Raw genomic sequence first — 12,017 nt, 5'->3', positions numbered from 1 at the left:
CACCGTTTTTGCTTTTCATGCGAGCCAACGCTCAGTAGAGGCTGACCCCGTAGCAGGCGGCGTAGCTTCTGATCTCCCGGGTCAGCCGCGCCTTGTCGGCCAGGCTCAGCCAGCTCGCCTCGACGGCATTGAGTGACAAGCGGCAGAGCTGGTTCATGCTGGCCCCCAGCTCATGGGCCAGGGCATGAAAGTTGGCGTTCATGTAGCCGCCGAAATAGGCGGGATCGTCCGAGTTGATGGTGACGCACAGCCCTTGCTCCAGCAAATTCAGTACGTTGTGGTGGGCCATCTGGTCAAACACCTTGAGGCGGGTGTTGGAGAGGGGGCAGACGGTGAGCGGCAGCCGGGTATCGGCGAGATAACGCAACAGTTCGGGATCGTCGACGCAGCGTACCCCGTGATCGATGCGCCGCACCTCCAGCTCCCGGATGGCCTGCCAGATGTAGTCCGCCGGCCCCTCTTCGCCGGCATGAGCCACCACCGGCAACCCCAGCTCGCGGCAGCGGGCAAAGACCCGGGCAAACTTGCCGGGCGGGTTGCCCAGCTCCCCCGAATCAAGGCCGATGCCGTGAATGCGCGACAGGAAGGGAGTGGCCTCTGCCAACGTGGCGAAGGCCTCCTCTTCACTCAGGTGGCGCAAGAAGCTCATGATGAGCCGCCAGCTGATGCCAAACTCTTTCTCCCCTGCCTGCAGCGCCCGCTCGATGCCGCCCAGCACGGTGGCAAAGGGAATGCCGCGAGCGGTGTGGGTCTGGGGGTCGAAGAAGATCTCCACGTGCACCACCTTGTCGGCGGCGCAGCGCGCCAGATAGGCCCAGGTCAGATCGAAGAAGTCCTGCTCGGTGACCAGTACGCTGGCCCCCAGATAGTAGAGATCGAGGAAGGATTGCAGGCAGTCGAACTCGTAGGCGGCGCGCACGCTGGCCACGTCTGGCCAGGGCAGGGCCACGCCGTTGCGCTGGCCCAGGGCAAACATCAGTTCCGGCTCGAGCGAGCCTTCGATATGGAGGTGCAGCTCCAGCTTGGGCAGACCGGCAATAAAGTTATCCATGATGACGGCTCCATCAGTGCACAGACAGCGGGACCCGCCAGTGGCAGAGCGGTTCCCTCCCCTGCAATTGATTGTGCACCTATCTCTGTTTATGGGGGAGACTTGTCATCAAACAGACTTATAATGGCGTCACAAAAACAACATAACTATTTGAAGATCTTGAGAGTTGGCGCAACTTTCCGCCGCCTCTTGCGCCTACACAAGGAGTCCCCATGAAGAAAAGCGTCATCTGCGACATCGACGGCGTCATCCTGCACAACAACGATCTGGTGCCGGGCGCCGACCGTTTCGTCCACCGCCTGCTGGAGCAGGGCAGCAAGCTGCTGTTTCTGACCAACTACCCGGCCCAGACCCAGAAAGATCTGCAAAACCGCTTCCGCTCCGCCGGCATCGAGGTGCCGGAGGAGTGCTTCTACACCTCCGCCATGGGTACCGCCGACTTTCTCAAGCGCCAGGACGGCAAGAAGGCCTATGTGATCGGCGAAGGGGCGCTGACCCACGAACTCTACAAGGCCGGCTTCACCATCACCGACATCGACCCCGACTTCGTGGTGGTGGGCGAGACCCGCAACTACAACTGGACCATGATGCAGCTGGGGGCCAAGTTCGTCGATCAGGGAGCCCGCTTCATCGCCACCAACCCGGATACCCACGGCCCCATGATGCACCCGGCCTGCGGCGCCCTGTGCGCCCCCATCGAGCGGATGACCGGCAAGAAGCCGTTCTATGTGGGCAAGCCGAGCGCCTGGATCATCCGCGCGGCGCTCAACCGGATGGAGGCCCACTCCGACGACACCATCATCATCGGCGACAACCTGCGCACCGACATTCTGGCGGGCTTCCAGGCCGGCCTCGAGACGGTGCTGGTGCTCTCCGGGGTGAGCAAGGTGGCCGACATCGACCGCATGCCGTTTCGGCCGAACCACATCTTTGACTCAGTAGTGGACATCGACATCGTCTGACCCGCTACCCAGGATAGAGAAGAGGGCAGGCCGGCCCTGCCCTCGCAGGAAACAACATGGAACCCATTCTTATCGCCGTGGCCTTCGGCTGCGGCATGCTGGTCAACCTCATCGGCCTGCCGCCCCTGCTGGGCTTTCTGGCCGCCGGCTTCATCCTCAACGCCATGGGCTATCACAACACCCCGGCCCTCAGCGAAGTGGCCGATCTCGGCGTCACCCTGCTGCTGTTCACCATCGGCCTCAAGCTCAACGTCAAGATCCTGATGCGGCGTGACGTCTGGGGTACCACCAGTTTGCACCTGCTGCTCTCCACCCTGCTGTTTACCGTGGTGCTGCTGGTGTGCAAGGGGCTCGGACTGGCGCTGGCCATGTCGCTCGACTGGCAGCTGGCGCTGCTGCTGGGCTTTGCCCTCTCCTTCTCCAGCACAGTATTTGCGGTCAAGGTGCTGGAGGAGCGCAGCGACATGAACGCCCTCTATGCCCGTCTCGCCATCGGCGTGCTGGTGATGCAGGATCTGTTCGCGGTGGCCTTCCTGGCGGTCTCCAGCGGCGAGTGGCCCAGCATCTGGGCGCTCTGGATCCTGGGGCTGCCGCTGCTGCGCCCCTTGCTACTGAAACTGCTGGAGCGAGCCGGTCACGGCGAGCTGCAGGTGCTGTTCGGGATCTTCCTGGCGCTGGTGGTGGGGGCCGCCGGCTTCGAGGTGGTGGGGCTCAAACCGGATCTGGGGGCACTCATCATCGGCATGCTGATCGCCTCCCACCCCGCCTCTGCAGGGCTGGCCAAGTCGCTGTTCAACCTCAAAGACCTGTTTCTCATCTGCTTCTTTCTCACCATCGGCCTCAACGGCCTGCCGACCCACGACACCATGTTGCTGGCGCTGGCACTGGTGCTGGCCCTGCCGCTCAAGAGCGCGCTCTACTACCTGGTCTACAGCGGCGCCCACCTGCGGGTGCGCACCGCCCTGCTCTCCACCCTGGCGCTCACCAACTTCTCGGAGTTCGGCCTCATCGTCGCGGCCATCGCCGCCAAGGCGGGCTGGATCTCCCACGAGTGGCTGGTTGCGCTCTCTCTGGCGCTGGCGGCCAGCTTCATGATCTCGGCCCCGCTCAACGGCCAGAGCGAGCGAATTTACCATCGGCTCGGCAACTGGCTGCGTGGCATGCAGGCCACCACCCTGCACCCGGAGGACAGGCCCATCGAGCTCGGCGATGCCGAGGTGATCATCCTCGGCATGGGGCGGATCGGCCAGGGGGCCTACTTCGAGCTGGAGAACAAGTACGGCACCGTGATCCTCGGGGTGGAGAACGACAGCGACAAGCTGCCCACCCTGCGCGCCCAGGGCATGAATGTCATCGAGGGGGACGCCACCGATACCGACTTCTGGGACAAGGTGCTGCTCTCCAACCAGGTCAATCTGGTGCTGCTGGCCATGCCCCACCACTCGGGCAACCTCTACGCCATCGAGAAGCTGCGCAGCCACGGCTTTGCCGGCAAGATTGCCGCCATCGTCCGCTTCGAGGACGACATCGCCTCCCTCAAGGAGCAAGGGGTGGATGCGGTGTTCAACGTCTACGACGAAGCGGGCAGCGGCTTCGCCCGCCATGTCATCAAGCGGCTGCAGCCACGCTGAAGGGCGGGAGCAGCCCCTTGGCAAGGAGGACGCTATCGTTTACGTTATGCGCAACCTCGTTTAATAAAACGAACAATCACGGGGCCAGGATGGCCCCGTTTTTTATCCCTTGCCAAGGAGGCAGCATGAAGACCCTCAACGACTGGATCCTGCTCGACCGCCACGAGGTGGCTCCCACCCCGCTGATGCCCGCCCCCGAGCGCCTGCGCGCCGGCAACCCGCACCAGACGGTATGGAACCACTACTCAGATCCGAGCCAGCAGTTTCACGTCGGCTTCTGGAGCTGCGAGCCGGGCCGCTGGGCCATCCACTACACCGAGCATGAATACTGCCAGCTGCTGGAGGGCGAGGCGGTGATCCACGACGAGCAAGGCGGCAGGCTGCCCCTCAAGCCCGGCGATCAGTTCGTCATCCCCGCCGGCTTTGTCGGGCAGTGGGAGACCCTCACCCCCTGCCGCAAGCTCTATGTGATCTTCGAGCCCGCCAGTTGACGCTCACGTCAACCTCTCCTCTTTTTCCGGCGGCCGGACGGGTCGCCGCACTCCCCTGTCGGCTTGACGCTTACGGCATGATTTTCTGCGGTTTTCCCGCTTGCAAAAGGTTTTTGCACTAGGCATTGTGATTGGCGAGGAATGTAAATGGAATTTCGAGCCCGAATGTGGGGGGCTCATATAAAAATCAAGAGGATTACCGCCAATGTGTTCTATTTTCGGCATTCTGGACATCAAATCCGATGCGGCCGCCCTGCGCAAATCGGCGCTGGAGATGTCCAAGCGATTGCGTCACCGCGGTCCTGACTGGTCCGGCGTCTACAGCTCCGACAAGGCCATCCTGGTGCACGAGCGCCTGGCCATCGTCGATCCGGGCAACGGTGCCCAGCCGCTCTACAACCCCGAGCGCACCCATGTGCTGGCCGTCAACGGCGAGATTTACAACCACAAGGAGCTGGAGAAAAACCTCAAGGCCGACTTCCAGTTCCAGACCCACTCCGACTGCGAGGTGCTACTGGCCCTCTACAAGGAGAAGGGCCCCGCCTTTTTGGACGATCTCAACGGCATCTTCGCCTTCATCCTCTATGACGCCGAGCAGGATGCCTACCTGATTGGTCGCGACCACATGGGGATCATCCCCCTCTATACCGGCCGCGACGAACACGGCAACTTCTACGTCGCCTCCGAGATGAAGGCGCTGGTGCCAGTGTGCAAGAGCGTCGAAACCTTCCCACCGGGACACTACCTGTGGAGCAAGGATGGCGAGCTCAAACAGTGGTACAAACGTGACTGGATGGAGTACGGCGCGGTCGAGCACAACGTCAGCGACAAGGCCGAGCTCAAAGCCGCGCTGGAAGCGGCGGTCAAGCGCCAGCTGATGTGCGATGTGCCCTACGGCGTGCTGCTCTCCGGCGGGCTGGATTCGTCCGTCATCTCCGCCATCACCAAGCTCTATGCCGCCCGTCGGGTTGAAGACGATGGCAAGAGCGAAGCCTGGTGGCCCCAGCTGCACTCCTTCGCCGTTGGCCTGGAAGGCTCGCCGGATCTCGCCGCCGCCCGCAAGGTCGCCGATCATTTGGGCACCATCCACCACCAGATCCACTTCACCGTGCAGGAGGGGCTGGATGCCCTGCGGGACGTCATCTATCACCTCGAGACCTATGACGTCACCACCATCCGCGCCTCCACGCCCATGTATCTGATGGCTCGCTACATCAAGGCGATGGGGATCAAGATGGTGCTCTCCGGCGAAGGCTCCGACGAGCTGTTCGGTGGCTACCTCTACTTCCACAAGGCGCCCAACGCCCGCGAGTTCCACGAAGAGAACGTGCGCAAGCTCGCCTCACTGCACCTCTATGACTGCCTGCGCGCCAACAAGTCGATGGCCGCCTGGGGGGTGGAAGGCCGCGTGCCCTTCCTCGACAAGGAGTTCATGGACGTGGCGATGCGCCTGCAGCCTGCCGACAAGATGTGCGGCAAGAGCAAGATCGAGAAGCACATCCTGCGTGAAGCGTTCGAGGATCTGCTGCCCCATGAAGTGGCATGGCGCCAGAAGGAGCAGTTCTCCGACGGCGTGGGTTATTCGTGGATCGACAGCCTGAAAGCCATGGTCGAGCAGGAAGTGACGGATCAGATGTTCGAGGCGGCAGCCTTCCGCTTCCCCGTCAACACCCCGCTTACCAAGGAGGCCTACTACTACCGCGCCATCTTTGACGAGCACTTCCCGCTGGAGTCCGCCGCTCGCACCGTGCCCTATGGCAAGTCGGTCGCCTGCTCCACCCCGACCGCGCTGGAGTGGGATGCCAAGTTCAAGGAGATGGCCGACCCGTCCGGTCGCGCCGTGATGGATGTCCACCAGCAGGGTTACTGATCTGCCGGCGACCTCCCTTGCCTCAATGCCAAGCCCCTCCTGCGAGGGGCTTTGTTTTTTCCAACCGACCCATTCCCGCTTTTTGCATAACAAGCGCCCATCTCGCCCTTGGCGGCCGGGCTCGCTCGTGTCACATTGTTGCGGCTTGGAAGCAACCACAACAACACAAGGAGCACGTGATGAACCGACTGCTATTGCCGCTGGTGCTTGGCACCGCCCTGTTTCATGGCGAGGCGTACAGCGCCGACCACCTCTGGAGCCAGACCCTGCCCGACTACAGCCAGGGCTATGACGAGCATCGGGATCCGGCCCGCGATCTCGCCGCCGCCACCGCCAAGGCCAGCGCAGAGGGCAAGAAAGTCCTGCTGCTGGTGGGCGGCGAGTGGTGCAGCTGGTGCCAGGAGATGAACCACTTTCTGGACCGGGAGCCCGCTCTTGCCGGCCAGCTCAACCGCACCTTCGTGGTGGTCAAGGTAAACGTCAGCAAGCAGAACAAGAACGAATCCTTCCTCAAAGGCTATCCCGAGTACCTGGGGGTGCCCCACTTCTACGTGCTGGATGGCAAGGGCAAGCTGCTCGAATCCTTCAACACCGGGCTGCTGGAGAAGGGTGACAGCTACGACGGGGAGAAATTCGGCAAGTTCATCGCCTTCTTCCAGCCCAAGCCCACCCGCGGCTAGCGAGCCCCTGATATGAAAGCCCCGCACGGTCGGCTGACGGTGCGGGGCTCGATAATTGGAACCTGGCAGGAAGGCGTGCCTCAGGGCTGGGCATCCGGCTGATTGGCGGGGGCGGCCTTGATAAAGGCCTGCAACTGCTCGCAGTTGGCGATGATGCGATTGATGGTGGGGAGATCGTCCCGCGTCATGTCATATATGTTGGGCTTTCAAAACAAAGCCCAACATATATCTTTAATATCATTCACCCGGCTTATGCTTATGCGGCTTTAGTGCTGGATGTTCCTTTTGCTTTTCAGGTGTAACCCGTTGCCGCTTATCTGGTGTTCCGTCTTCATTTTTTCGTTTTGGTCCAGGTTTGATTCCCATCATTAACTCCCTCTAACAGTGGTTTACGTGGAAATAATAGTTATGGCTGGGCATCCGGCTGATTGGCGGGGGCGGCCTTGATAAAGGCCTGCAGCTGCTCGCAGTTGGCGACGATGCGGTTGATGGTGGGATAGTCTTCCAGCGACATGTCGTAGCGGCGGGCGTTGTAGACCTGGGGCACCAGCATGCAGTCCGCCAGGGTCACCTCGTTGCCGACGCAATAGATGCCGGCGGTGGTCATCAACAGCTGCTCCAGCGCGCTGAAGGTTTCGTCAATCCAGTGGCGATACCAGGCCGCCTCCTGCTCCTTGCCCGCCCTGAGGTGCTCTCCCAGGTAATTGAGCACCCGCAGGTTGTTGAGGGGATGGATGTCGCAGGCGATCATGTTGACGATCTGGCGTACCCGAGCACGCTCCTCGGGGGCGGACGGCATCAGCGGGTGAGCGGGGTAGGTTTCGTCGAGGTACTCCATGATGGCCACCGACTGACCCACCTGCACCTCGCCATCCACCAGAAACGGCACCAGCCCCTGGGGATTGAGCCGGCGATAGGCCTTCTCGCGCTGCTCCCCCTGCCGCAGATTGACCGGATGCAGCTCGTAGTCGAGCCCCTTGAGCTGCATCACGATCCGCACCCGATAACTTGCCGATGAACGCCAATATCCAAACAACTGCAACATACTTTGTCCCTGTGTTGACAGGTGCATGGACACCTGCCGCTCACCCGTCGGCCTCGTGTCCATGCCGGCCCCTTCACTTCGTCTGACTGGCGTCTGCCGGCGTGACCCGCTGCAAAATGGTGCCAAACAGACTCATCCCGTTGCGATCCTGCATCGCGATGGACACTGTATCACCAAAGCGCAGAAAGGGTGTAGTGGCTTGACCTGACTCGATAATTTCCAGCATTCGCAGCTCGGCGAGGCAGGATGAGCCGCGACTTCTGTCGTAGTTGGAGACGGTACCCGAGCCGATGATGCAGCCCGCCCCGAGCGGCCGGGTCTTGGCGGCGTGGGCGATCAGCTCATAAAAGTTGAAGGTCATGTCCACCCCGGCGTCGGGGGCCCCGAACAGGGCGCCATTGAGGTGGGTCTCGAGGGGCAGATGCACCTTGCCGTCGCGCCAGTCATCGCCCAGCTCGTCCGGAGTGATGGCCAGCGGCGAGAAGCTGCTGGAGGGCTTGGATTGGAAGAAGCCGAAGCCCTTGGCAAGCTCGCCCGGAATGAGGTTGCGCAGGCTCACGTCGTTGACCAGCATCAGCAGCTTGATGTGACCGGCGGCGGCCTGCGGGCTGGTGCCCATCGGCACATCGTCGGTGATGACGGCGATCTCCGACTCGAAATCGATGCCCCACTCCTCCGACCCCATCGGGATGGACCCCCGCGGCGGCAGGAAGCTGTCCGAGCCCCCCTGATACATCAGGGGATCGTGCCAGAAGCTTTCCGGCATTTCGGCGCCGCGCGCCTTGCGCACCAGCTCCACGTGGTTGACGTAGGCGCTGCCGTCGGCCCACTGGTAGGCGCGCGGCAGCGGGGAGAGACAGGCCGTCTCGTCGAACGGGAAAGCATCGGCGCAGGTGCCATCGTTGAGCTGCTGATAGACGGCGGTAAGCTTGGGCGCAAGCTCGGCCCACTCGTCGAGGGCCGCCTGCAGGGTGGCGGCCAGCTGCGGCACGCGCACCGCGCGGCTCAGATCGCGACTCACCACCACCAGGGCGCCGTCCCGTTTGCCATTGTTCAGGGTTGCCAGTTTCATAGGGATTCCTTTTATTTGCCGTTGGTGGCGGGTGTGAGTTCCGGGCGCAACCAGCTGGTGACGTAACGCGGGTTCTCCACCCCGTCACACAGGCTGCCGACGTTGAGCGCATCGCGGGTATCGAGCATCACCGCCACCTCGTCGGTGAACTTCTTGGCGTAGGCCTGACCCGCCGCAAACGCCTTGGGATGGGGACCGTGGGTAAATCCGGCGGGATGGAAGGTGACCATGCCCCGCTCTATGTTGTCCCGGCTGAAGAAATCCCCGGCGTGATAGAAGAGCACCTCGTCGTAGTCGTCGTTGCTGTGGTAGAAGGGCACCTTGAGGGCGCCGGGATCGCTCTCGATGGGGCGCGGCACGAAGGTGCAGACCACGAACCGGCTCGCCACGAAGGTGGAGTGAGCCGACGGTGGCAGGTGGTAGCGGTGGCTCATCAGCGGGCGGATGTCCCGCCAGTTGAGGCGCACCACGCACAAGTCCCCATGCCACCCTTGCGCATCCAGCGGATTGAACGGCCAGGTGATGACCGACACCTGGTTGTGGCGCTTGACCTGCAGCGACCAGGGATTCTCATCCTGCTGGGCCAGGAAGCGCTCGTTGATGGCGGGTACATCGAGCGCTGCCGGGTCGAAGATGGCGTGATTGCCCACCAGCCCCTTGTCCGGCAGCTGGTAGCTGTCGTTGGTCGCCTCGATCATCAGGATGAACAGGGGTGCCGTCGGCTCGATGCGCCACATGGTGCCGCGGGGGATCACTAGGTAGTCGCCATCGCGCAGGGTCAGGTGACCGTAGTCGCAGTAAAACTCACCGCTCCCCTCGTGGATGAACAGGAGCTCGTCGCCATCGGCGTTGCGCACCAGAAACGGCATGGGCTCGTGCAGGCGCCAGATGCGGTAGCGGCAGTGGGGGTTGCTCAGAATATCCGGCATCACCCAGGGGGAGAGGGAGCTCACCTCTTCGCCCAAGGCGTTGAGATCGAACAGGCGCGGGCGCAGCGGCCCCTCCCAGTTGATCCAGTCGGTGGGGGCATGCTTGTGGTGCATGTGGGTGGCCGGCCCGAAAAAGCCGGAGCGGCCCAGTTCACGCTCATAGATGGCCTGCTCGGGCAGGTCGGCATGAGCCTGGCGGGAGTGGGTCCCCTCCCGGTGGGGAAAGTTAATCCAGTTACGCATTGCCATCCTCCCTTGCCTGACCGACAACCTGCGCGTGGCGGCTTTCGTTACGCATCATTGAGCACCCCGCGACGGATCTGATCCAGCTCTATGGATTCGAACAGTGCCTGGAAGTTGCCTTCGCCAAAGCCTTCGTTGCCCTTGCGCTGGATGATCTCGAAGAACACTGGGCCGATCACTGTGTCGGTGAAGATCTGCAGCAGGATGCCGTCCTTGGTGGGAGAGCCGTCGATCAGGATGCGCAGCTCTTTGAGCGCCGCCAGATCCTCCTGGTGCCCCTCGACCCGGCTGTCCACCTTCTCGTAGTAGGTGTCCGGGGTCGGCATAAAGCCGGTACCACGGCCGCGCAGGGTACGGATGGTGTGGTAGATGTCGCTCGACGCCATGGCGATGTGCTGGATCCCCTCCCCCTTGTACTGGCGCAGGTACTCTTCAATCTGGGACTTGTCGTCGGAGGATTCGTTGATGGGGATGCGAATTTTGCCGCAGGGTGCCGTCATGGCACGGGAATGGAGCCCGGTCAGCTTGCCCTCGATGTCGAAGTAGCGGATTTCGCGAAAGTTGCCGATCCGCTCGTAGAAGTTGGACCAGACATCCATGTTGCCGCGCTGCACGTTGTGGGTCAGGTGGTCAATCTCGTAGAGCCCTGCATCCACCTCGGCCATGCGCGCCTGCCAGTCCGGATAGAAGACGAAGTCCACATCATAGATGGAGCCCTTGTCGCCGTAGCGGTCGACAAAGGAGAGGGTACTCTCGCCGATGCCGTAGATGGCGGGGATGTTGAGCTCCATGGGGCCAATCTTGCCGACGAACGGCTTGGCGCCCTTGGCGATGGCGTACTGCTGGGCCTTGCCGGCATCGCTCACCCGAAACGCCATGCCGCAGACGCTCGGCCCGTGCAGGCTGGCAAACTGCTCGGCCTGGGAGTGGGGCTCGGCATTGACCACGAAGTTGATGTCCCCCTGGCGGTAGAGCCAGCACTGCTTGTGTTTGTGCTTGGCCACCTCGGCAAAGCCCAGCGAGACGAACAGCGCCTTGAGGGCGGCAATGCCCTTGGCATCGGGCGCCGTGTACTCGACGAATTCGAAACCATCGGTGCCGAGCGGGTTGATGGTGTGAGTACGGGCAGAAGAAGTGGTCGTCATGATGCGCTCCTTGCGATTGACTGATAACGAAACGGGTCACACCGGGGCGCTGCGGGCAGCTGCCACCGGCGTTGTTAACAACTTGTTTCATTAGAGGCAGGGGCGTAGCGGAAGAAAAGAGGCGGCGTTCAGATAGTTTGGCGGGGGGCGGCGCCAAAAGATGTAAATAGATTGTGACATTGAAGCCGCAGCCTTGTGGCGCGCTCGGTGGCGACCCACAAGGCTGTCAGTTTTGCCTTACAGGGACCAGTATCTGGGCTCGATGCGGGGCAGTGACTGCCTCGCTCGTTGCAGCCGCGCCGGGGTGGGGTTGATGAGCCAGGCCGCCTGCCCCTCTGCCAGCAGTGGCAAGTCGTGCAGGCTGTCGCTCAGGGCCAGGGTGGCGCCGAGGGCCTGGATCCCGGGCAGGATCTTGTGGCGGCCGTGACAGTAAAAACGTGGCATCAGGCCGCCGAGGCGATAGTGCATGCGCGAGCCCAGAATGCGATGGGGCAGCTGGCCGGGCAACTGCTGATGGAGCTGACCCCGCACCAGGGCGCGGGGGCTGGCGGAGAGCACCCAGCAGCGCTGCCCTTCGGCCAGCAGCAGGGCGCGCGCCTCACGAAACAGCCCAGGCCGGGTGCGGCAATAGGCCCGCACCAGGCGTCGCCACCCCAGCGGCGACAGCCCGAGGGTGATGGCCCACCAGATCAGTGAAATGCCGCGCCGACGCTGGCTTGGCAGCAGATAGACCAGCCCGCCCAGCGCCATCACCGGCCACAGCAGCAGCGGCCAGATGCGGCGGCGCAGGATGAAACGCAGCAGCCCGGCATGGCTGTCATCCGGCGCCAGGGTGTCGTCAAAATCCGCCAGGATCCAGCCGCTGGCGGGCAGATCCGAGGCCCCTTGCATGGCAGCC

Annotated in this window: 12 protein-coding genes and 1 pseudogene; 5 read left to right on the top strand and 8 right to left on the bottom strand. The window is 62.7% G+C overall.

Annotated elements, in window-relative coordinates; all coding sequences use genetic code 11:
• Positions 1 to 31: 31 nt before the first annotated feature.
• The gene (locus ACB033_RS15175) at positions 32 to 1,051 is read right to left on the bottom strand and encodes an adenosine deaminase (protein ID WP_139724031.1); all 1,020 of its coding nucleotides are present in this window, start codon (positions 1,049 to 1,051) and stop codon (positions 32 to 34) included.
• A gap of 212 nt (positions 1,052 to 1,263) precedes the next feature.
• Here ACB033_RS15175 and ACB033_RS15170 point away from each other — a divergent pair, with 212 nt between their 5' ends.
• The 5 genes from ACB033_RS15170 to ACB033_RS15150 all read left to right on the top strand — a co-directional run bounded on the left by ACB033_RS15170 (position 1,264) and on the right by ACB033_RS15150 (position 6,685).
• Positions 1,264 to 2,013 (top strand): HAD-IIA family hydrolase, encoded by a 750-nt coding sequence (locus ACB033_RS15170; protein ID WP_005302324.1) that lies wholly within the window; start codon positions 1,264 to 1,266, stop codon positions 2,011 to 2,013.
• A 56-nt stretch (positions 2,014 to 2,069) separates the two neighbouring features.
• Complete coding sequence (locus ACB033_RS15165) at positions 2,070 to 3,644, top strand: cation:proton antiporter family protein (protein WP_065017970.1); 1,575 nt, start codon at positions 2,070 to 2,072, stop codon at positions 3,642 to 3,644.
• 125 nt (positions 3,645 to 3,769) lie between these two features.
• A complete protein-coding gene (locus ACB033_RS15160) occupies positions 3,770 to 4,135 on the top strand; it encodes a cupin domain-containing protein (protein WP_139725169.1) in 366 nt (121 codons plus the stop codon).
• A gap of 205 nt (positions 4,136 to 4,340) precedes the next feature.
• Positions 4,341 to 6,005: an asparagine synthase B gene (gene asnB, locus ACB033_RS15155; protein ID WP_139725168.1), complete on the top strand. Its 1,665-nt coding sequence runs from the start codon at positions 4,341 to 4,343 to the stop codon at positions 6,003 to 6,005.
• Positions 6,006 to 6,184: 179 nt separating this feature from the next.
• Positions 6,185 to 6,685, top strand: coding sequence for a thioredoxin family protein (locus ACB033_RS15150; protein WP_139725167.1), 501 nt, complete (start codon positions 6,185 to 6,187; stop codon positions 6,683 to 6,685).
• 80 nt (positions 6,686 to 6,765) lie between these two features.
• On the opposite strand, the pseudogene ACB033_RS15145 reads toward ACB033_RS15150, so the two are convergent.
• The 7 genes and pseudogenes from ACB033_RS15145 to ACB033_RS15115 all read right to left on the bottom strand — a co-directional run.
• A pseudogene (locus ACB033_RS15145) lies at positions 6,766 to 6,879 on the bottom strand (maleylacetoacetate isomerase); the annotation flags it as partial.
• Between the two features lie 43 nt (positions 6,880 to 6,922).
• The gene (locus tag ACB033_RS15140; RefSeq protein ID WP_256124795.1) at positions 6,923 to 7,051 is read right to left on the bottom strand and encodes a hypothetical protein; all 129 of its coding nucleotides are present in this window, start codon (positions 7,049 to 7,051) and stop codon (positions 6,923 to 6,925) included.
• A 40-nt stretch (positions 7,052 to 7,091) separates the two neighbouring features.
• A complete protein-coding gene (maiA, locus tag ACB033_RS15135) occupies positions 7,092 to 7,730 on the bottom strand; it encodes a maleylacetoacetate isomerase (protein WP_162519859.1) in 639 nt (212 codons plus the stop codon).
• Positions 7,731 to 7,803: 73 nt separating this feature from the next.
• Positions 7,804 to 8,802 (bottom strand): fumarylacetoacetate hydrolase family protein, encoded by a 999-nt coding sequence (locus ACB033_RS15130; protein ID WP_139725165.1) that lies wholly within the window; start codon positions 8,800 to 8,802, stop codon positions 7,804 to 7,806.
• Positions 8,803 to 8,813: 11 nt separating this feature from the next.
• On the bottom strand, positions 8,814 to 9,974 hold the full coding sequence (locus tag ACB033_RS15125; RefSeq protein WP_005302352.1) for a homogentisate 1,2-dioxygenase: 1,161 nt from the start codon (positions 9,972 to 9,974) through the stop codon (positions 8,814 to 8,816).
• A gap of 47 nt (positions 9,975 to 10,021) precedes the next feature.
• A complete protein-coding gene (gene hppD, locus ACB033_RS15120) occupies positions 10,022 to 11,119 on the bottom strand; it encodes a 4-hydroxyphenylpyruvate dioxygenase (RefSeq protein ID WP_005302356.1) in 1,098 nt (365 codons plus the stop codon).
• A gap of 237 nt (positions 11,120 to 11,356) precedes the next feature.
• A complete protein-coding gene (locus ACB033_RS15115; RefSeq protein ID WP_371140588.1) occupies positions 11,357 to 12,010 on the bottom strand; it encodes an HAD family hydrolase in 654 nt (217 codons plus the stop codon).
• Positions 12,011 to 12,017: the final 7 nt, after the last annotated feature.

Source organism: Aeromonas sp. S15(2024), from assembly GCF_041402265.1.
In the GTDB taxonomy this organism is placed as follows: Bacteria; Pseudomonadota; Gammaproteobacteria; order Enterobacterales; family Aeromonadaceae; genus Aeromonas; species Aeromonas dhakensis.
Note: the sequence above shows the minus strand (reverse complement) of the source record. Positions and strands in the feature narration are given on the sequence as shown.

Bases quoted from the DNA above. Each gene is read 5' to 3' on its own strand.
- ACB033_RS15160 (WP_139725169.1), top strand. From the start codon at position 3,770: ATGAAGACCCTCAACGACTGGATCCTGCTCGACCGCCACGAGGTGGCT.
- ACB033_RS15115 (WP_371140588.1), bottom strand. From the start codon at position 12,010: ATGCAAGGGGCCTCGGATCTGCCCGCCAGCGGCTGGATCCTGGCGGAT.
- hppD (WP_005302356.1), bottom strand. From the start codon at position 11,119: ATGACGACCACTTCTTCTGCCCGTACTCACACCATCAACCCGCTCGGC.
- ACB033_RS15170 (WP_005302324.1), top strand. From the start codon at position 1,264: ATGAAGAAAAGCGTCATCTGCGACATCGACGGCGTCATCCTGCACAAC.
- ACB033_RS15175 (WP_139724031.1), bottom strand. From the start codon at position 1,051: ATGGATAACTTTATTGCCGGTCTGCCCAAGCTGGAGCTGCACCTCCAT.
- asnB (WP_139725168.1), top strand. From the start codon at position 4,341: ATGTGTTCTATTTTCGGCATTCTGGACATCAAATCCGATGCGGCCGCC.
- ACB033_RS15130 (WP_139725165.1), bottom strand. From the start codon at position 8,802: ATGAAACTGGCAACCCTGAACAATGGCAAACGGGACGGCGCCCTGGTG.
- ACB033_RS15150 (WP_139725167.1), top strand. From the start codon at position 6,185: ATGAACCGACTGCTATTGCCGCTGGTGCTTGGCACCGCCCTGTTTCAT.
- ACB033_RS15125 (WP_005302352.1), bottom strand. From the start codon at position 9,974: ATGCGTAACTGGATTAACTTTCCCCACCGGGAGGGGACCCACTCCCGC.
- ACB033_RS15165 (WP_065017970.1), top strand. From the start codon at position 2,070: ATGGAACCCATTCTTATCGCCGTGGCCTTCGGCTGCGGCATGCTGGTC.
- ACB033_RS15140 (WP_256124795.1), bottom strand. From the start codon at position 7,051: ATGGGAATCAAACCTGGACCAAAACGAAAAAATGAAGACGGAACACCA.
- maiA (WP_162519859.1), bottom strand. From the start codon at position 7,730: ATGTTGCAGTTGTTTGGATATTGGCGTTCATCGGCAAGTTATCGGGTG.